This is a genomic window from Bradyrhizobium sp. PSBB068 (assembly GCA_016839165.1).
Taxonomy (GTDB): domain Bacteria; phylum Pseudomonadota; class Alphaproteobacteria; order Rhizobiales; family Xanthobacteraceae; genus Bradyrhizobium.
Map to the genome: position 1 here is coordinate 4,603,225 of CP069300.1, position 17,937 is coordinate 4,621,161.

The 17,937-nt window shown below is 63.6% G+C and carries 17 protein-coding genes and 1 riboswitch; of the genes, 11 read left to right on the forward strand and 6 right to left on the reverse strand.

Translation table 11 applies throughout. The annotated features are described in order from the left end of the window. Nucleotides 1-9 precede the first annotated feature (9 nt). Nucleotides 10-2,682, reverse strand: a complete 2,673-nt coding sequence (alaS, locus tag JQ507_21455) for an alanine--tRNA ligase (GenBank protein QRI67533.1) — start codon at nt 2,680-2,682, stop codon at nt 10-12. A gap of 202 nt (nt 2,683-2,884) precedes the next feature. Then, nucleotides 2,885-2,979, forward strand: a riboswitch (glycine riboswitch). 140 nt (nt 2,980-3,119) lie between these two features. On the opposite strand from alaS, the gene gcvT reads away from it, so the two are divergent. The 4 genes from gcvT to JQ507_21475 all read left to right on the forward strand — a co-directional run bounded on the left by gcvT (nt 3,120) and on the right by JQ507_21475 (nt 8,196). Beyond that, the gene (gene gcvT / locus JQ507_21460) at nt 3,120-4,265 is read left to right on the forward strand and encodes a glycine cleavage system aminomethyltransferase GcvT (protein QRI67534.1); all 1,146 of its coding nucleotides are present in this window, start codon (nt 3,120-3,122) and stop codon (nt 4,263-4,265) included. A gap of 18 nt (nt 4,266-4,283) precedes the next feature. Further along, complete coding sequence (gene gcvH, locus JQ507_21465; GenBank protein QRI67535.1) at nt 4,284-4,649, forward strand: glycine cleavage system protein GcvH; 366 nt, start codon at nt 4,284-4,286, stop codon at nt 4,647-4,649. Between the two features lie 11 nt (nt 4,650-4,660). Next, a complete protein-coding gene (gene gcvP, locus JQ507_21470) occupies nt 4,661-7,534 on the forward strand; it encodes an aminomethyl-transferring glycine dehydrogenase (GenBank protein QRI67536.1) in 2,874 nt (957 codons plus the stop codon). Nucleotides 7,535-7,758: 224 nt separating this feature from the next. Then, nucleotides 7,759-8,196, forward strand: a complete 438-nt coding sequence (locus JQ507_21475) for an acyl-CoA thioesterase (protein ID QRI67537.1) — start codon at nt 7,759-7,761, stop codon at nt 8,194-8,196. 5 nt (nt 8,197-8,201) lie between these two features. On the opposite strand, the gene JQ507_21480 is transcribed toward JQ507_21475, so the two are convergent. Both JQ507_21480 and recA read right to left on the reverse strand, forming a co-directional pair. Continuing rightward, entirely contained in the window at nt 8,202-9,164 is a 963-nt protein-coding gene (locus JQ507_21480; GenBank protein ID QRI67538.1) for a hypothetical protein, read from the reverse strand. Between the two features lie 93 nt (nt 9,165-9,257). Continuing rightward, complete coding sequence (gene recA, locus JQ507_21485) at nt 9,258-10,346, reverse strand: recombinase RecA (protein ID QRI67539.1); 1,089 nt, start codon at nt 10,344-10,346, stop codon at nt 9,258-9,260. Between the two features lie 366 nt (nt 10,347-10,712). Here recA and JQ507_21490 point away from each other — a divergent pair, with 366 nt between their 5' ends. The 5 genes from JQ507_21490 to JQ507_21510 all read left to right on the forward strand — a co-directional run bounded on the left by JQ507_21490 (nt 10,713) and on the right by JQ507_21510 (nt 14,120). After that, entirely contained in the window at nt 10,713-10,877 is a 165-nt protein-coding gene (locus tag JQ507_21490) for a hypothetical protein (GenBank protein ID QRI67540.1), read from the forward strand. A 312-nt stretch (nt 10,878-11,189) separates the two neighbouring features. Then, complete coding sequence (locus JQ507_21495; protein QRI67541.1) at nt 11,190-11,438, forward strand: hypothetical protein; 249 nt, start codon at nt 11,190-11,192, stop codon at nt 11,436-11,438. A 346-nt stretch (nt 11,439-11,784) separates the two neighbouring features. Continuing rightward, complete coding sequence (locus JQ507_21500; GenBank protein ID QRI67542.1) at nt 11,785-11,961, forward strand: hypothetical protein; 177 nt, start codon at nt 11,785-11,787, stop codon at nt 11,959-11,961. A 77-nt stretch (nt 11,962-12,038) separates the two neighbouring features. Continuing rightward, a complete protein-coding gene (locus JQ507_21505) occupies nt 12,039-12,242 on the forward strand; it encodes a hypothetical protein (GenBank protein ID QRI67543.1) in 204 nt (67 codons plus the stop codon). Between the two features lie 1,671 nt (nt 12,243-13,913). Next, nucleotides 13,914-14,120: a hypothetical protein gene (locus JQ507_21510; GenBank protein QRI67544.1), complete on the forward strand. Its 207-nt coding sequence runs from the start codon at nt 13,914-13,916 to the stop codon at nt 14,118-14,120. 47 nt (nt 14,121-14,167) lie between these two features. On the opposite strand, the gene JQ507_21515 is transcribed toward JQ507_21510, so the two are convergent. Further along, nucleotides 14,168-14,398, reverse strand: a complete 231-nt coding sequence (locus JQ507_21515; protein QRI67545.1) for a hypothetical protein — start codon at nt 14,396-14,398, stop codon at nt 14,168-14,170. A 95-nt stretch (nt 14,399-14,493) separates the two neighbouring features. Beyond that, nucleotides 14,494-14,769 (reverse strand): hypothetical protein, encoded by a 276-nt coding sequence (locus tag JQ507_21520; GenBank protein ID QRI67546.1) that lies wholly within the window; start codon nt 14,767-14,769, stop codon nt 14,494-14,496. 414 nt (nt 14,770-15,183) lie between these two features. On the opposite strand from JQ507_21520, the gene JQ507_21525 reads away from it, so the two are divergent. Both JQ507_21525 and JQ507_21530 read left to right on the forward strand, forming a co-directional pair. Then, nucleotides 15,184-16,659: an amidase gene (locus JQ507_21525; GenBank protein QRI67547.1), complete on the forward strand. Its 1,476-nt coding sequence runs from the start codon at nt 15,184-15,186 to the stop codon at nt 16,657-16,659. A gap of 45 nt (nt 16,660-16,704) precedes the next feature. After that, nucleotides 16,705-17,166 carry a PaaI family thioesterase gene (locus JQ507_21530; protein ID QRI67548.1) on the forward strand — a complete coding sequence of 154 codons (462 nt, stop codon included), beginning with the start codon at nt 16,705-16,707 and terminating at the stop codon, nt 17,164-17,166. A gap of 303 nt (nt 17,167-17,469) precedes the next feature. On the opposite strand, the gene JQ507_21535 is transcribed toward JQ507_21530, so the two are convergent. Continuing rightward, nucleotides 17,470-17,763: a hypothetical protein gene (locus tag JQ507_21535; protein QRI67549.1), complete on the reverse strand. Its 294-nt coding sequence runs from the start codon at nt 17,761-17,763 to the stop codon at nt 17,470-17,472. Nucleotides 17,764-17,937: the final 174 nt, after the last annotated feature.

The window sequence follows — 17,937 nt, forward strand, 5'->3', positions numbered from 1 at the left end:
GCCCTTCCGTCAGGCGCCGGCCATCGCTTGTTCGATCGCCGACAGCGCGGCGTCGGCCTTGGCGCCATCGGGCCCGCCGGCCTGCGCCATATCGGGCCGGCCGCCGCCGCCCTTGCCGCCGAGCACCTCGGAGCCCTTGCGCACCAGTTCGACCGCGTTGAACCGCGAGGTCAGATCGGCGGTGACGCCGACCACGATGCCGGCCTTGCCGTCCTCGGTGACGCCGACGATCGCGACCACGCCGGAGCCGATCTGCTTCTTGCCGTCATCGACCAGGCTCTTCAAATCCTTGGTCTCGACGCCCTCGACCGCGCGCGCCAGCAGCTTGACATTGCCGACCTCGCGAACGGCCGAGGCCGCGCCGTTCGACGCACCGCCGCCGCCCATCGCGAGCTTCTTCCGGGCATCGGACAGGTCGCGCTCGAGCTTCTTGCGCTCCTCCATCAGCGCTGTGATGCGCGCCGGGACGTCCTCGATCGTGGTGCGCAGCTCGGCCGCCGCGGTCTTGGCCAGCGCCATGGTGTCGTTGGCATGCTTGCGCGCATGACGCCCGGTCAGCGCCTCGATGCGGCGGACGCCGGAGGCGACCGCGCTCTCGCTGGTCACCGAGATCAGGCCGATGTCGCCGGTGCGGCGGACATGGGTGCCGCCGCAGAGCTCGACCGACCAGCCGAGCGCGTTCTGGCCATGCTCGCGGGCGCTCTTGCCCATCGAGACGACGCGGACCTCGTCGCCGTATTTCTCGCCGAACAGCGCACGCGCACCGGCCTCACGGGCATCGTCGACAGCCATGACGCGGGTCGTCACCTCGTCATTCTCGAGCACGACATCGTTGGCGATGTCCTCGACCCGGGCGAGTTCTTCGGGCGTGATCGGCTTCGGATGCACGAAGTCGAAGCGCAGGCGATCGGGCGCGACCAGCGAGCCACGCTGCGCAATGTGATCGCCGAGCACCTGGCGCAGCGCCTCGTGCAACAGATGCGTCGCGGAATGGTTGGCGCGGATCGACGAACGCCTGGCGTGGTCGACCTCGAGCTGCAGCGCCGTGCCGGCCTTCAGCGTGCCCTGCTCCACCGTGCCGACATGCACGAACAGATCGCCGGCCTTCTTCTGCATGTCGGTGACGCGGAATTTGACGCCCTCGCCCGTGAGCACGCCGATATCGCCGACCTGGCCGCCGGACTCCGCGTAGAACGGCGTCTGGTTCAGCACGATCGCGCCGCTCTCGCCGGCCTTGAGGCTATCGACCTCGGCGCCGTCCTTGACCAGCGCCGTCACCGCGCCTTCCGCGCTCTCGGTCTCATAGCCCAAAAACTCCGTTGCGCCGAGCTTCTCGCGCAGCGGAAACCAGATCGTCTCGGTTGCCGCCTCGCCCGATCCGGCCCAGGAGGCGCGCGCCTTCTCGCGCTGGCGGTTCATTGCATCGGTGAACGATGCCTGGTCGACGCTGATGCCGCGCGACTTCAACGCGTCCTGTGTCAAATCCAGCGGGAAGCCGTAGGTGTCGTACAGCGTGAACGCGGTGTCGCCGTCGAACATGTCGCCCTTCTTGAGGCCGGCGCTCTTCTCGTCGAGGATCGACAGGCCCCGCACCAGCGTCTTGCGGAAGCGGGTCTCTTCGAGCTGCAGCGTCTCCTCGATCAGCTTCTCCGCGCGCACCAGGTCCGGATAGGCCTGGCCCATCTCGCGGACCAGCGCCCAGACCAGGCGATGCATCAGCGGCTCGCTCGCGCCGAGCAGCTGCGCATGGCGCATCGCGCGGCGCATGATCCGGCGCAGCACGTAGCCGCGGCCCTCGTTCGAGGGCAGCACGCCGTCGGCGATCAGGAACGCCGACGAACGCAGATGGTCGGCGATCACCCGGTACGACGCGACGTTCTGCGCGTTCGGCCCATGACCGAGCGCCGAGGAAGCCGCATCGATCAGATGGCGGAACAGATCGGTCTCGAACACGCTCTCGACGCCCTGCAGGATGCAGGCCATACGCTCCAGGCCCATGCCGGTGTCGATCGAGGGACGCGGCAGCGCCACGCGCTCCTCCTTCGTCACCTGCTCGTACTGCATGAACACCAGGTTCCAGAATTCGAGGAACCGATCGCCATCCTCTTCCGGGCTGCCGGGAGGTCCGCCCCAGATGTGCTCGCCGCGATCGATGAAGATCTCGGAGCACGGACCGCACGGGCCGGTGTCGCCCATCGCCCAGAAATTGTCCGAGGTCGGGATGCGGATGATGCGATCGTCCGAGAAGCCCGCGATCTTCTTCCAGTAGCCGGCCGCCTCGTCGTCGGTGTGGTAGACGGTGACGAGCAGCTTGTCCTTCTTCAGCCCGAAATCCCTGGTAATCAGATTCCAGGCGAGCTCGATCGCGCGTTCCTTGAAGTAGTCGCCGAACGAGAAGTTGCCGAGCATCTCGAAGAAGGTGAGATGGCGCGCGGTGTAGCCGACATTGTCGAGGTCGTTGTGCTTGCCGCCGGCGCGGACGCATTTCTGCGAGGTCGTGGCGCGCTGATAGCCGCGCTTCTCGACGCCGGTGAAGACGTTCTTGAACTGCACCATGCCGGCATTGGTGAACATCAGGGTCGGGTCGTTGCGCGGCACCAGAGGCGACGACGCCACGATCTCGTGGCCGTTCTCCTTGAAGAAGTTCAGAAATGTCGACCTGATGTCGTTGACGCTGCTCATGTTCATCCAATCGGAAAAATGGGGCCGGCCAGTCGCAAAAAGGCGTCATTTCCGGCCGAACGCTTTTAGACATTGCCAGCTGCGGTGTCCAGAAACTGTGCAGCCGGATCATGGGCTTGCCGCGGCAGCACAAAGCCCATTGGATAGTTGTTGCAGCTGCGTTGACAGGCTTGGCGGCGGCGTGTTTTCTACTGGCCTGTTAACCCGTCACGTCGGGAGAGACCGGCCTTTCTTTGGGCCGGCGCCGAAGGAGCAACCGCCCCGGAAACTCTCAGGCAAAAGGACCGCGTGACGTCTGACATCTGGAAAGAGGCGCTGGGGTTGTCCCCGATTGCGTCCGCCGACGGGATAATACTCTCAGGCACAGCGACAGATGGGGCTTTCTGCAGGTTCCTCAAGGGGAAATAGGTCCCCGTGGGAACCGCGAGGGCCCTGTGATGCTTGCGCACGAAACTTCCCCGCTGAAACAGACCCCGCTGCATGCGCTGCATCTGGCGCGCGGCGCCAAGATGGTCCCGTTCGCCGGCTACGACATGCCGGTGCAGTACACGGCCGGCGTGCTCAAGGAGCACCTGCACACCCGCAAGGACGCCGGCCTGTTCGACGTGTCCCACATGGGACAGCTCGTGCTGAGGGCCAAATCCGGCAAGGTCGGCGACGCGGCGCTGGCGCTGGAAAAACTGGTGCCGCAGGACATTGCCGGCATCGCGCCGGGACGGCAGCGCTACGCGCAATTCACCAACGATGACGGCGGCCTGCTCGACGATTTGATGGTCGCGAATTTCGGCGATCATTTGTTCCTGGTGGTCAACGCCGCCTGCAAGGCCGAGGACGAGGCGCATCTGCGCGCGCATCTCACCGATGCTTGCGAGATCCTGTCGCTGGCTGACCGCGCGCTGATCGCGCTGCAAGGCCCGAAGGCCGAATCGGCTCTGGCGAAGCTTTGTGCAGATGTCAGTTCGATGAAATTCATGGACGCCGGCCCGCGCCGCGTCGCCGACATCGACTGCTTCGTCTCACGCTCCGGCTATACCGGCGAGGACGGTTTTGAGATTTCCGTTCCGGCCCACAAGGCGGAGGCCCTGGTCACTGCGCTGCTCGACAATCCCGACGTGCTGCCGATCGGGCTCGGCGCGCGCGACAGCCTGCGGCTCGAGGCCGGGCTCTGCCTCTACGGCCATGACATCGACACGACGACGACGCCGGTCGAAGGCGCACTGGAATGGTCGGTGCAGAAAGTCCGCCGCAGCGGCGGCGCTCGCGCCGGCGGTTTTCCGGGCGCCGACAAGATTCTCGGCCAGTTCGCACAAGGCGCTTCCCGCCGCCGCGTTGGTCTGAAGCCTGAGGGCCGCGCGCCGGTGCGCGAGGGCGCCGCGCTGTTTGCCGATGCCACCTCGTCCGAGCAGATCGGGAAGGTGACCTCGGGCGGCTTCGGCCCGAGCCTCAATGCACCGGTTGCGATGGGTTATCTGCCGACCGCTCTTTCCGCCGCCGGCACCACCGTTTTCGCCGAACTGCGCGGCCAGCGGCTGCCGCTGAAAGTCGCGTCCACGCCCTTCGTTCCCAATACCTACAAACGCTAAACGCCAGAGGATCTCTCCATGACGACGCTGTACACGTCCGACCACGAATGGCTCCGCATCGAGGGCGACGTCGCCACGATCGGGATCACCGACTACGCGCAGTCGCAGCTCGGCGACGTCGTGTTCGTCGAACTGCCCAAGGTCGGACGCAGCCTGAAGAAGGCCGAGGCCGCCGCCGTCGTCGAATCCGTCAAGGCCGCTTCCGACGTCTACGCGCCGATCACCGGCGAGGTGATCGAGGTCAACGAGGCGCTCGCCGCCGAGCCCGCGCTGGTCAATTCGGATGCCGGCGGCAAAGCCTGGTTCTTCAAGCTCAAGATTGCCGACAAGGGCGAGCTCGGCGGCCTGATGGACGAGGCCGCCTACGCCGCGCACACCGCCTAAAGGATCACGCCATGAACGCGCCCTTCAAGCCGATCAACGAAGCCGCCACCGATTTCGTCCGCCGCCACGTCGGCCCCTCACCGCGCGACGTCAACGCGATGCTGGAGACGGTCGGCGCCGCGAGCCTGCAGGCGCTGATGAATGAGACGCTGCCCGCGTCGATCCGCCAGAAGGCGCCGCTCGATCTCGGCCGCGCGCTGAGCGAGACCGAGGCGCTCGCGCATATGAGCGAGCTCGCCGCGCAGAACCAGATATTCACGTCGCTGATCGGCCAAGGCTATTCCGGCACCATCCTGCCGGCGGTGATCCAGCGCAACATCCTGGAGAACCCGGCCTGGTACACGGCGTACACGCCGTATCAGCCGGAGATCAGCCAGGGCCGGCTCGAAGCCCTGTTCAACTTCCAGACCATGATCTGCGACCTCACCGGGCTCGACGTCGCCAACGCCTCGCTGCTCGACGAGGCGACCGCGGCCGCCGAAGCGATGGCGCTCGCCGAGCGCCACTCGCAGGTCAAGGCGAAGGTATTCTTCGTCGACAAGGAGGTGCATCCGCAGACGCTCGCCGTGATGCGCACGCGCGCCGCCCCGCTGGGCTGGGCGCTGGTGGTCGGCGATCCCCTCACCGAGCTCGACAAGGCCGACGTGCTCGGCGCGTTGCTGCAATATCCGGGCACGACCGGCACGGTGCGCGATCTCCGGCCGGCGATCGCATCGCTGCGCGCCAAGGGGGCGCTTGCGATCGTTGCCGCGGACCTGCTGTCGCTGACCCTGCTGACCTCACCCGGCGAGCTCGGCGCCGACATCGCGATCGGCTCGGCACAGCGGTTCGGCGTGCCGATGGGCTATGGCGGGCCGCACGCCGCCTACATGGCGGTGCGCGACACGCTGAAGCGCTCGCTGCCCGGCCGCATCGTCGGCCTGTCGGTGGATTCGCGTGGTGCGCCGGCCTATCGCCTCGCCCTGCAAACCCGCGAACAGCATATCCGCCGCGAGAAGGCGACCTCCAACATCTGCACCGCGCAGGTGCTGCTCGCCGTGATCGCCTCGATGTATGCGGTCTATCACGGGCCCGAGGGATTGACCCATATCGCACGCGGCGTGCATCGCCGCACCACCGTGCTCGCCGCCGGGCTGCGCAAGCTCGGCTTTACGCCGACCAGCGAGGCGTTCTTCGATACCGTGACCGTCGAAGCCGGCACGAAGCAGATCGAGATCGTTACGCGCGCGCAGGCGGAACGGATCAACCTGCGGATCGGCGCGACCACGCTTGGCATCGCGCTCGACGAGACCACCACGCCGGAGACCGTCGAGGCGGTGTGGCGGGTGTTCGGCGGCAAGCTGAGCTTTGCCGAGATCGAGGCCGGCGCACGCGAGGCGCTGCCGAAGGAGCTGCGGCGCAGCAGCGCCTTCCTCACCCATCCGGTGTTCAACACGCACCGTTCGGAGACCGAACTGCTGCGCTACATGCGCAAGCTCAGCGATCGCGACCTCGCGCTCGACCGCGCGATGATCCCGCTCGGCTCCTGCACCATGAAGCTCAACGCCACCACCGAAATGATCCCGCTGACCTGGCCGGCGTTCGGCAATCTGCATCCGTTTGCGCCCACGGATCAGGCCAAGGGCTATCACGCGCTTTTCAAGCGGCTGGAGCAGTGGCTGTGCGACATCACCGGCTATGACGCGGTGTCGCTGCAGCCGAACTCCGGCGCGCAGGGCGAATATGCCGGACTCCTTGCGATCCGGGGTTACCATCTCGCGCGCGGCGAGCCGCATCGCAAGGTGTGCCTGATCCCCTCCTCCGCGCACGGCACCAACCCGGCCTCGGCCGCGATGGTCGGCATGGACGTCGTGGTGGTCGCCTGCGACGCGCGCGGCGACGTCGACGTCAATGATCTCCGCGCCAAGGCCGAGAAGCATTCGGCCAACCTCGCCGCCGTGATGATCACCTATCCGTCGACCCACGGCGTGTTCGAGGAGCATATCAGCGAGATCTGCGACATCGTGCATGCGCATGGCGGGCAGGTCTATCTCGATGGCGCCAACATGAACGCGCAGGTCGGGCTCTCGCGGCCCGGCGACTACGGCGCCGATGTCAGCCATCTCAATCTGCACAAGACCTTCTGTATCCCGCATGGCGGCGGCGGCCCCGGCATGGGTCCGATCGGCGTCAAGGCGCATCTTGCGCCCTATCTGCCGGGCCATCCTTCGACAGACGGTGCGACAGCGCACGCCATCGGCCCGGTGTCGGCCGCGCCGTTCGGCTCGGCGTCGATCCTGACCATCTCCTACATCTACATCCTGATGATGGGCGGCGAAGGGCTGACGCGCGCCACCGAAGTGGCGATCCTCAATGCGAACTACATCGCAGCAAAGCTGCAGCCGCATTTCCCGGTGCTGTACCGCAACGAGCGCGGTCGCGTCGCGCATGAATGCATCGTCGATCCGCGGGCGCTGAAGACGACCAGCGGCGTCACCGTGGACGACATCGCCAAGCGGCTGATCGACTACGGCTTCCACGCGCCGACCATGAGCTTCCCGGTGGCGGGCACGCTGATGATCGAGCCGACGGAATCGGAATCGAAGTTCGAGATCGACCGCTTCTGCGACGCCATGATCGCAATCCGCAACGAGATCGCGGAGATCGAGAGCGGCCGCTGGAAGGTCGAGGCCTCGCCGCTGCGCCACGCCCCGCACACCGTGCACGACATCGCCGACGATGTGTGGGACCGGGCCTATACCCGCGCCGAGGGCTGCTTCCCGGCTGGCGTGTCGCGCTCCGACAAATACTGGAGCCCGGTCGGCCGCGTCGACAATGTCTACGGCGATCGCAACCTGGTGTGCTCGTGCCCGCCGATCGAAGATTACGCGGAAGCCGCAGAGTAGCGCGGCCTCTGTTGCGGGATGTCGTAGCAACCGTCCACCGGGGATGGTTGCTACGAGGTCCGGTTCAAAACGTCAAAAACAACCCCATGCACAGTAGGGATTGGGGCGACTGGTCATCCGCAGGCACTAGATCCAGTCGGTCAGACGGGTAGAGCCAACGGGTCCGCGATTCGCGCCATCGCAGGGAATGCGCGGGAGCGACCGACGCTGCGGCAGGAGGAGACATGCGCGAGGAATTCTGGTTTCACTTCCCGTTTCGCGTCCGCTATTCCGAGGTCGACGCGCAGGCCGTGGTGTTCAACGCCCATTATTTGACCTATTTCGACACCGCGATCACGGAGTATTTCCGCGCGCTCGGCTACGACTATCTCGGCGAAGTGGCGCGCACCGGCATCGACTTCCATACCGTGAAGTCGGTGGTGGAGTACAAGGCGCCGATCCGGTTCGACGAGGACATCGAGGTCTGCGTCCGGGTCGCGCGGATCGGCCGCTCCTCGATCAACCTGGCGCTGGCGATCTTCGCCAAGGGCTCCGACGACCTGCGCGCCACCGGCGAGATCATCTGGGTCGCGACCGACCAGACAACCCACCAATCGGTCGCCGTCACGGAGGATCTGCGGGCGCTGGTCGCAAGCCGGGAGAAGGCGCTGGCGCCAGGTTGAGTTGACTACGGCTTGGTCAGCGTCGGAGCAATGCGCCAGAGATTGTCGTTGGTGAGGTGCGTGCCGCCCCACCAGCGATCGATCGGGTTATGGCTGCTGAAGTCTTCCTGGTGCGCGATGATCGCTTCGCCGAACTCGGTCAGCCGCGGATAGCTTGCAGCGTAGCGCGCGTACCAACTCCTTTTGCTCTGCGGTCGTTCGAGATCGGTCACTGCAGGCGACGGACCATCCGTGAGGCCGTCGAGCAATGAGAAAAGTTCGAGTTCCCCGAACACATTTCCGGGGCGCCAGAAACGATGAAGGAGTCCAAGCGCTGAAAAGCCGTCGTAACGTGCGATCAGCTCAAGAAGTCGCATTTCAGTTGCGCCAAGCCCCGTCGTGCGGGAGGGCAATTCTGCAACCAAGGCAAGCTGCGCCGACCTCAGAAATGGCAGTGAGCTAAGGTCACTCTGCAAGCAATCCAGAAAAGGCATTGGGGTGGCTGCGCGATACGCCGACCAGATTGCACTTCCGGTATTGAGTTCGACCGGGCCGACGTCGACCGTCAACACATCCTCTGGCTCGGGCATCTGTTCAGCCGGCATCGTCAGATCGAAATCAACAAGACGCAACTTCAATCTGGCCGCTGTCTCGGGATGATATCCGAAAAAAGCCAGAAGGAAGGCCAGCTGCAGCTGATCGTTCGGATATTGTTCGAACCAGAGCTCGATAACGTCATACGGTTCGCAATATTCGACGAACGAAAGGTGCCTGCGAGCCCGCGCTTCATCGGAGAACAATCTCCATGAACACCAATCCGACCAATGACGACCCGGGCCCTGGCCTGAACGCGCGCCAAAATAATCTTCGAACTCTTCTGCCGGGGGCAACGGCCCCCCAACGAAGCGAAAGCGAAATTCAATGACCGCTTCTGCCAGACCTGAGCGCGCGAGACGGATACCGGAACCAGTCAGAATCAAACGCTTCATCATCCAACCTCGCCGAACCCAAAACAAAACGGGCGCCGAAGACGTCGGCAACTCAACGTCCTCAGCGCCCGCTTGCAGCGAAATGATTGAGCCTTACTCTTCCGTCGGCTCCTCGCCGTCGGCGTCACGCTCCGGCGTGCCGGCGAGGATCTGCTCGGAGATCAGGCCGGAGTTCTGCCGGATCGCGGCTTCGATCTTGGTGGTGATGTCGGGATTGGCGCGCAGGAAGGCCTTGGAATTCTCGCGTCCCTGGCCGAGCCGCTGGCTGTCATAGGAGAACCAGGCGCCGGACTTCTCGACGAGGCCGGCCTTGACGCCGAGGTCGAGGATCTCACCCATCTTGGAGACGCCCTCGCCGTACATGATGTCGAACTCGACCTGCTTGAAGGGCGGCGCCAGCTTGTTCTTCACCACCTTGACGCGGGTGGTGTTGCCGACCACCTCGTCGCGCTCCTTGATCGCGCCGATGCGGCGGATGTCGAGGCGGACCGAGGCATAGAATTTCAGCGCATTGCCGCCGGTGGTGGTTTCCGGCGAGCCGTACATCACGCCGATCTTCATGCGGATCTGGTTGATGAAGATCACCATCGTATTCGACTTGTTGATCGAGGCGGTGAGCTTGCGCAGCGCCTGGCTCATCAGCCGCGCCTGCAGGCCCGGCAGCGCATCGCCCATTTCACCCTCGAGCTCGGCCTTCGGCACCAGCGCCGCAACCGAGTCGATCACCAGCACATCCACCGCACCCGAGCGCACCAGCGTGTCGCAGATTTCCAGCGCCTGCTCGCCGGTGTCCGGCTGCGAGATCAGCAGCTCGTCGATGTTGACGCCGAGCTTGCGGGCATAGACCGGATCGAGCGCGTGTTCAGCGTCGATGAAGGCGCAGATGCCGCCCTTCTTCTGGCCTTCCGCCACAGTGTGCAGCGCCAGCGTGGTCTTGCCCGACGATTCCGGCCCGTAGATCTCGACGATGCGGCCCTTCGGCAGGCCACCGACGCCGAGCGCGATATCGAGCCCGAGCGATCCCGACGACACCGTCTCGACGTCCATCGAACGGTCGTTCTTGCCGAGCTTCATCACCGAGCCCTTGCCGAACTGGCGCTCGATCTGGGAGAGCGCGGCTGAGAGGGCCTTGGACTTGTCCATGGAGGATCCTTCGACGATACGCAGTGCGGTGGCGGACATTTGGGATGTGCTCCTTATGGCGAGGATTCGCTAGCGGGACAAACGGGCGGGTGAGATCAGTTGGAATGCGTTGTTGATAGGAACCTCGTACCACGTTTGTTCTATGTTCGCAATATGTTCTTTCCGGCATGCGGGCGCTGTCCGTATTTGACCCCGAGTGTCCTAATTCGAATCTCGCAGTGTCCTAAATCGTTTGGCCGGAATGTCTGGGGCTGGTCTCAGTAGGACTACTGACCTACGCCCCGTCTTGGGCATAACCAGTCTCTATAGGGCGGCAAACTCTTTCCCTACGTGGTTCTCCATAGGTAGACACAGGAACAAAAAGTAACATGGGTTACTTCCTCTCCGGGCGGGAGCAGTTGATCCATGTGTGAGCAGTGCATTGAGCTAGATAAGAGGATCGCGCATTACACCGAACTTGCGGTGCGCGTTACTGATGAAAGGACATTGGACGGCATCGCTAGATTGCTGGCCGATCTGCAAGGCAAAAAGCGCGAGTTGCATCCTGATACGCTCGGCGCGCCGGATTGACCGGGTGCGATGACCAAGAGGACGTGGTGCGGCCGCCTTGTGAGGTCCGAAGTATTGGTGAACCTTACTCTGAACCGGCAAGACTGACCTATAACCGGGATTTTGTTAGTACCCTCTCGGGCTGGAAGGCCGCGCCGCCTGTAAGAGTTTCAAACGGGCGGCGTAGCTTTATTTGCTCCCTAGGAACGCTTCGACCTTGCGACCGCTTACCAAGCATCACCGGCTCCGGCTCTGTTCCATCGGCGTCGGTTCCATAAGGCGTCGTTGGCTGAGAGAGAGACTAATGCTCCGGCCTAGAGACGGAGCGGTCCTATGTCCGCCTACTATTTCGATTTACGTGTTCTCGATGAAGTGTCGGCCGACGAAGAGGGCACCGACCTTGCATCGATGAGCGATGCGCAAGACGAAGCGGCGTATGCCCTCGCCGATCTGCTTAGGCAACAGATGCGCTCTACTGACGGCAGCCCCTTCGCGCAATATCTAGTGGTCGAGGTTCGTGACGGCAGCGTACCGCTATTTGAAGCTAAGTTCTCATTCGAGACCAAGCGCACCAAGCAGTAAGGCCGCCTCAGTTGGCGGCCTCTTTCGGCCAGTACCGACATGCGGGTGCTGTCCGTATTTAAGCCCTGCGTCCTAAGTTGATTTTGAAAGTGTCCTAGTTCGGTTTAAGCGAACAGAAACCACGGCCTAGCTGACGTCCTCGGTAGGATTTACCGTGTGGCGGTCACGGAATGTTCTGCCCATCCCCGGATGTTATACGGCCATAAGATTCACTATGCAGTTTGTGCCAGTTGCCGCCCGGGGTTCTCCGTGGGTGAACGGAGTTCCTATCTCAACTAGCGCATGAGATTGACGGCCGGCGCTGTCTTCCCACTATGGGGTTCGGTCAGGACTGCGGGGATCGTCAATGAAGGACATGAAGGCGCACTTGGAGAAGCTTCGGGTTGAGGCTGAGGAGTGCGAACTAATCAGCAAGCTCGCGACCAACGCGACCAAGAAAGAGCTGTTCGCCAAACTGGCGGCTCACCACCGCGCGCTGGCCGACGAGGTTGAGCGGGCGATCAGTTCTGGCTCCAATAGCTAAGCGCCGCTAGGAACCTTACATTCGTCTGAAAATTAAGTTCCCCGTTCCGGGCAGGAAACCGAACGAGGGAAAGGGAAATGGGTCCGAAACGTCGCCGTGTGAAGCAGACAAATTCACTTGAAGAAAGACTTCTAGAGCGCGCCAGACAGCTACGCCAACAGGCCGCAGCACTCTCCCCAGGTATCGAGAAAGAAGCACTGCTAAAGCTTGCCCGACAAGCTGAAGCTGGTGCAGGCATGACCGAATGGTTGCGCGCTCCCAGCCTTCAATCGCAGACCTGACAGTAAGGCCGCCTCAGTTGGCGGCCTCTTTCATTCTGGAATGTCCTCCCGTTCGGAGCGCCGGCGCGCCGCTTCGGCATCTGAGCGGCGCGAGTTCCTGGATCTGCGCGCCCGCGTGATCGGCCAGCCCGAGATCAGCACGGCGAGGCGTTGACGGGCATCAAGTCATAGGGTGCAGCGACCGCGACAATGTGCCCATGGCAAAGCCGATCATCTTTCGATGTCCTAGCACCAGTGAAAACGTCCAACATTTGCTGGAAGACGATGACGCGGACGATGAGGACTACGAGGCCGTCGAGTGCTTAGCCTGCGCCAAGATACACTTCATCAATAAGGCGACCGGCAAATTGCTGGGAGAGAAATAGACCGCCTCAGTTGGCGTCCTCTTTCATATCCCCCGGCAGTCTCGTCTCCTTAGCTATCCACAGGTCGCAGCGACGGACCTCCCAAAGAAACGGCCCCGGCGAGGGGGCCCAGTGGAAACGAGAGAGCCGCGTCACGCGAACGGCCCGACCGGGTCAATCTGAAAATCATCCGAACTGAAATTCGTCCCGGCCCGAAAATCCTAGCTCGCTTCGCACCCGCAGCAATTCCGGAAAAGCACGTAGTGTCCTCATTTGTTCTACCGAGTGTCCTGACTAGGACAGCACCGAGATGCGGGCGCCGGCCGCATTCAAGCCCCCGTGTCCCAAGCTGGATTCGAAACTGCCCTGGATCGGATTAAGCGAACAAAAACCATAGCTTAGCCGATGTTCTCAGTAGGACTACCGAGACGGCATCGCAAATGTTCTAGGGCTATTATTTTCTGTGGGTCGCGATCCGTTCCGGCCGCGCCGCGCGCTCCGGAGGTCGGCAAGGAAAGCTGAAATTGCTGTCCCGCGCGAACGATCCCTCCGCTCATACAATCAGGAGATTTCTCTGAGAGGCCGCCACCAGTTGGCGGGCTCCTCTTCAAATTTTTCGGCGCGCTTCCGCATGATGCCCCGCCCTCGGTCACGCCAACGCGGTGAAGCGCGGCGGCCCGGTCGTTCCGCGTCGATCATCCGTGATAGCCAATTTGGGACATGTGCTCCGGCACAAATTGTATAGGCTTCCATCTATCAGGATTTTGCACACCTTCCTGGGGCTAGGGCCGGCGCCGTCCGCGTGTATTTCAAGCGGGCGGCGTCGTGCTGTCGGGCGTTCGCCGCAATGAAAATCTTCCCGATCGCGGAATGCGTCGCCGGCTCATGATCGGACCGTCTGGGCTGTGTCGCGACACCATCCGTAGTTCTCCGGGCTAGAACAAAGTTCCGCGCATAGACCGATCGGATTCGCCAAAAGTGATTTCCATAATCAATGGGTTAGCTGCAGGTTCAGTGACACCGGAAATGTCGTTGGCACAATCTGCATACTACCTTGGTACCCCTCCTGACGCCCAAAAAAACTACGTAGCCTTCACGGGAAGACCCGGGTTCCACCAGTGTTCGTAACATTAGCCCGCCGAAGCCAACGCACGGATTTTGCGTCGCAACACACGGCGTACCGCCGGCGGAACGGATCCGCTTCGAGATCCACAACGACGCCCCGGATGGCGCCGCCGTTCACAACATCGCTTGACGGGTGTTAATCATCGCTGCAACCTTTAGTTTAATTATCAACGACCGCCATTCCTCCGCGGAACCGTTCCAGATGATTCATAAGGGTGTCGAATTCAGCGTCACGCAGCTCACGGCCGGCGTCTGGAAATGGCGTTTCCAGATCGGCGATCGGGTCTTCACCGGCAAGACCGAAGCGAAACTCGACCTCCTGGCGATCCGCCGCGTGCAGCTGCGGATCGACCGCGAGTTGAACAATCTGGGGCTTGGACGGAGCCGCGGACGCGGCGATCAGGATTGAGGTGCAGCCGGTTCGACCGGCTCCGCTGCGCGGGCCGGCCTTACGCTTCAGTCCGCGCTGGCCAGCCGCCGCATCGTGAACTCGATGTCGCCGCCGGGCAGCTCGCGCCAGCTCTCGACGGCGCTCATATAGGCGGCCTTCGGATAGCGCTTGAGAAAGGCGCGCGCCCGCAGGCGGGCCTGATCGCGCGGCAGGCTGAAGGTCTCGCGCAGATAGCCGTCATCCGGCTGGCGCCGCGCGGCCATCCGGCTGGCGAGATCGCGCGGACGAAACACCATTGCCGCTACTCCGGACCAACTGACGACGCCCCAATATAGGGGCGGCGCCGGGAGAATCCGAGTCTGCGGGAGGTGGACGGGGCCCCGGCCCGGCGCTACTGCGCGGAGCTTCCGGTCTTGGTTTTCGGCTTGGCGGGATGGGCCGCCGCCTTCGGTGCATCACTGCGCACCGCGCCCCAGGGATCGGACGATCCCTTGGCATCCGGAATCTTGCTCAGCGAGTTCTTGTAGGCCCGGTCGTTGACCGCGTCCTGGTCCTTCTCTTCCTGGGTCTTGGTCTTGACCTCAGGCATCAGATTGACGTTCGGCATTTGCGCATAGGCCGGTGCCGACAGCAGCACCGCGACCGCAACTGCGCACAAAACTCTCATAACAACGCTCCCTGCATTTTCGTCAGCGGTATATCACCGCAGGAAAGCGGTCGCCAAGCATGTCTGGCCCGCGCGCTTGTCCCTGTCCTAGAGATGATCTGACTTGCAGGATTTCGGCGACTGCATCCAGTCGTCCCAGATCGGACCGCATCGCGTACACCCACCAAGCGCAAGCCCGATCGCAATCACGCCACCCAGCAAGACCAACCTGCGGAACATGTACGCCCCCACCACTGACGAGAGGCAATCGGGCGCCGAAACTGGGGCATTTTCAAGCCGGGCATGGCGCTTGCAACACAGCGCCAGCGTATCGGAACGCGGTGCCGGCGCGTCGGAACGCAGCGGCGGCGCGATGGTTTGACCGGGCGGTCCCCCAAACTACACTGCGCAACAAAGCAGAAAAGGAATCGACGAATGACTTTGGCGATGAGCTGGGACGAATGGACGCGGCACGACGGGACGGCGCTCGCCGGGCGCGTCCGGAGCGGCGAGCTGACGCCGCGGGAGCTGGCGGCCCAGGCAGCCAGCGCCGTCGCCAAGGTCGATCCCGCGCTCTCGGGCGTCGTCGAGTTGTTCGACGACGTGATCGCCGATCCGGCGCGCGACGGCGCCGACCTCCACGGCCCGTTCGCCGGCCTGCCCTTCCTGATGAAGGATCTCGGCCCGACCTTGAAGGGACGGCTGCAGGAGATGGGCTCGCTGATGATGCGCGGCAACCGCGCCACGGCCGACACGTTCCTGACCGCGAAGCTGCGCAAGGCCGGGCTCAATCTGATCGGCCGCACCACCACGCCGGAATTCGGGGTCTGCAGCTCCGCCGAGAATCCCGCAGTCTATGTCACGCGCAATCCCTGGAACACCGACTACACCACCTGCGGCTCGTCGGCGGGTAGCGCCGCGATGGTCGCGGCCGGCGTCGTGCCGATCACGCATGCGACCGACGGCGGCGGCTCGATCCGGATTCCCGCCGGCGTCAACGGCAACATCGGACTGAAAGTGTCGCGCGGCGTGTTCTCGCTCGCGCCGCATCTGTCCGATCTCACCGGCCTGGTCTCGATCCAGGGCTGCCAGTCACGCTCGGTGCGCGACACCGCGGCCTTCGTCGATGCCTGCCGGGGACCTGCACCCGGCGAGTTCATGCCGTTCTGGACGCCGCCGGAGCCGTACACCGCGATGATCGCGCGCGACCCCGGCCGGCTCAAGATCGCGCTGTCGCACGCCTGGGGCGACTATCGCGCGACGCCGCATATCGCCGCCGAGCTCGAGCGGGTCGGACGCTTCCTCGAAGGCCTCGGCCATCAGGTCGATTACGCATTGCCGTCGCTCGACTATGCGGAAGCCTTCGCGGCGCAGACCACCTGCTACATCAGCAATTTCGCCGTCGTGATCGGCAACATGCTCGCCGCGCGCGGCCTGGAGCGGCCGCCGGCGGACCTGATCGAGCCGGTCAACATCCGGATCTGGGAGCACGGAAGGCACTTCAGCTTCGCCGATCGCGCGCGTATGCAGGCTGTCTTCAACACGACATCTCGCGGCTTCGGCGCCTTCTTCGAGGATTGGGACATCATCCTGACGCCGGTCACCGCGCTGCCGACGCCGAAGGTCGGCACCACGGAATATCTCACCATCTCGGACAACCCGTCGGTGCTGGACTGGTTCGGCAATCTCTGGCGCAACTTCGCCTTCACGCCGCTGGCCAATCTCTGCGGCATCCCGGCGATCTCGCTGCCGCTCGCGACCAACGAGCACGGCCTGCCGCTCGGCATCCAGGCGATCGCAAAGCAGGCCGACGACGGGCTGCTGCTGCAGCTCGCCGCCCAGATCGAACGGGCGATCGACGGCAAATGGAATGACGGCAAGCGGCCGGGCGTGCATGTCACGCGCAATTAGGCGATAGATTAGAGAACAATAAATCAACAGGGGAAGCGGGACGTCATGCAGCAGGCCGGTGAATTCGGGATCGACGAGGCGAAACGCATGCTCGGCGACGTCTTTGCGCCCTGGGTGCAGGACCTCAATCTGTCGATCGAGCAGTTCGAGTTCACGCCGCCGCCCGGCAACGCGGCCGATTGGCAGCCCGGCGCCATCCTGCGCATGCCGTTCTCCGAGCGGCTGTGCCGCACCGGCGGCATCGTCTGCGGGCAGGCGCTGATGGCGTTCGCCGACACCGCGATGGTGCTGGCCAACCTCGCCGCCAACAAGGGCTATCGTCCGATGACCACGGTCGACCAGACCACGCATTTCATGCGCGCGGTGACCGCCTCCGACGTGCTGGCCGACGCCCGCGTGGTCCGGCTCGGCCGCACCATGAGCTTCGGCCGCGTCACGCTCTCCTCCGCCACCGACAACAAGCCGGTGGCGATGGTATCGAGCGCGTTCGCGATGTTGCCGGGATAGGACGCCGAGGCGACGCGCGTGAATGAACTACGCTGCCATCACCGTCATCCTGAGAGATGTGAGGCTTTGTCCGCATCTACTGTTGTCGTCGCCCGGCTCGACCGCGCGACCCAGTACGCCGCGGCCTATCGGCTCAAGCACGACCGTCTCTGGAATACTGGATCTCCCGCATGCGCGGGTGATGGCACTGGGTAAGCTGTTTGACAGTTGAATCAGACAGCAGCAAAACCCATCACCGTCATCCCGCGCAAAGGCTCCGCCTTTGTCGCTGGAGGTGCGAGCGGAGCGACCTGCGCAGCAAGCTTACTTGCCGAGCACGGCCTCGGCGGCGTTGACGATGCTGATGGTCGGATTCTTGCCGCAATAGGTGCCGAACTTCCTGGCGTTCTCGGTAAACACGTCGGTGTCGATGATCGCCTCGTCGGAATCGCCCTTGTACCAGCCGTCCATCCACACCAGCACCATCTTGATGGTGTCGTCGCCGCCCTCGACGAACTGCTTGCAGGTCATGGTCGAGAGATCGAGGACGGTGGCGCTGGCCGGCGCGGACGACAGCGCGAGCGCGGCGGCAAACATGATCGAGGCAGTGATCTTCATCGCAATCTCCATGGGCAATGATCTGAAATGAACAGGCGCTGGAAGCCCTGCGCGTCCGCTCGCGACCTCGTAAGCGAAGCGTTGCGGCGAACGCAAGCATGACATCGTGCGCGTTCGTCTGCACGTCGTTTCGGTGCACGCATTGAGAACCGATGTCGCTGAAACGATGTCGCT

What these genes read in the sequence shown, in the direction of transcription:
- alaS (QRI67533.1), bottom strand. Translation starts at nt 2,682, where the DNA reads ATGAGCAGCGTCAACGACATCAGGTCGACATTTCTGAACTTCTTCAAG.
- gcvT (QRI67534.1), top strand. Translation starts at nt 3,120, where the DNA reads ATGCTTGCGCACGAAACTTCCCCGCTGAAACAGACCCCGCTGCATGCG.
- gcvH (QRI67535.1), top strand. Translation starts at nt 4,284, where the DNA reads ATGACGACGCTGTACACGTCCGACCACGAATGGCTCCGCATCGAGGGC.
- gcvP (QRI67536.1), top strand. Translation starts at nt 4,661, where the DNA reads ATGAACGCGCCCTTCAAGCCGATCAACGAAGCCGCCACCGATTTCGTC.
- JQ507_21475 (QRI67537.1), top strand. Translation starts at nt 7,759, where the DNA reads ATGCGCGAGGAATTCTGGTTTCACTTCCCGTTTCGCGTCCGCTATTCC.
- JQ507_21480 (QRI67538.1), bottom strand. Translation starts at nt 9,164, where the DNA reads ATGAAGCGTTTGATTCTGACTGGTTCCGGTATCCGTCTCGCGCGCTCA.
- recA (QRI67539.1), bottom strand. Translation starts at nt 10,346, where the DNA reads ATGTCCGCCACCGCACTGCGTATCGTCGAAGGATCCTCCATGGACAAG.
- JQ507_21490 (QRI67540.1), top strand. Translation starts at nt 10,713, where the DNA reads ATGTGTGAGCAGTGCATTGAGCTAGATAAGAGGATCGCGCATTACACC.
- JQ507_21495 (QRI67541.1), top strand. Translation starts at nt 11,190, where the DNA reads ATGTCCGCCTACTATTTCGATTTACGTGTTCTCGATGAAGTGTCGGCC.
- JQ507_21500 (QRI67542.1), top strand. Translation starts at nt 11,785, where the DNA reads ATGAAGGACATGAAGGCGCACTTGGAGAAGCTTCGGGTTGAGGCTGAG.
- JQ507_21505 (QRI67543.1), top strand. Translation starts at nt 12,039, where the DNA reads ATGGGTCCGAAACGTCGCCGTGTGAAGCAGACAAATTCACTTGAAGAA.
- JQ507_21510 (QRI67544.1), top strand. Translation starts at nt 13,914, where the DNA reads ATGATTCATAAGGGTGTCGAATTCAGCGTCACGCAGCTCACGGCCGGC.
- JQ507_21515 (QRI67545.1), bottom strand. Translation starts at nt 14,398, where the DNA reads ATGGTGTTTCGTCCGCGCGATCTCGCCAGCCGGATGGCCGCGCGGCGC.
- JQ507_21520 (QRI67546.1), bottom strand. Translation starts at nt 14,769, where the DNA reads ATGAGAGTTTTGTGCGCAGTTGCGGTCGCGGTGCTGCTGTCGGCACCG.
- JQ507_21525 (QRI67547.1), top strand. Translation starts at nt 15,184, where the DNA reads ATGACTTTGGCGATGAGCTGGGACGAATGGACGCGGCACGACGGGACG.
- JQ507_21530 (QRI67548.1), top strand. Translation starts at nt 16,705, where the DNA reads ATGCAGCAGGCCGGTGAATTCGGGATCGACGAGGCGAAACGCATGCTC.
- JQ507_21535 (QRI67549.1), bottom strand. Translation starts at nt 17,763, where the DNA reads ATGAAGATCACTGCCTCGATCATGTTTGCCGCCGCGCTCGCGCTGTCG.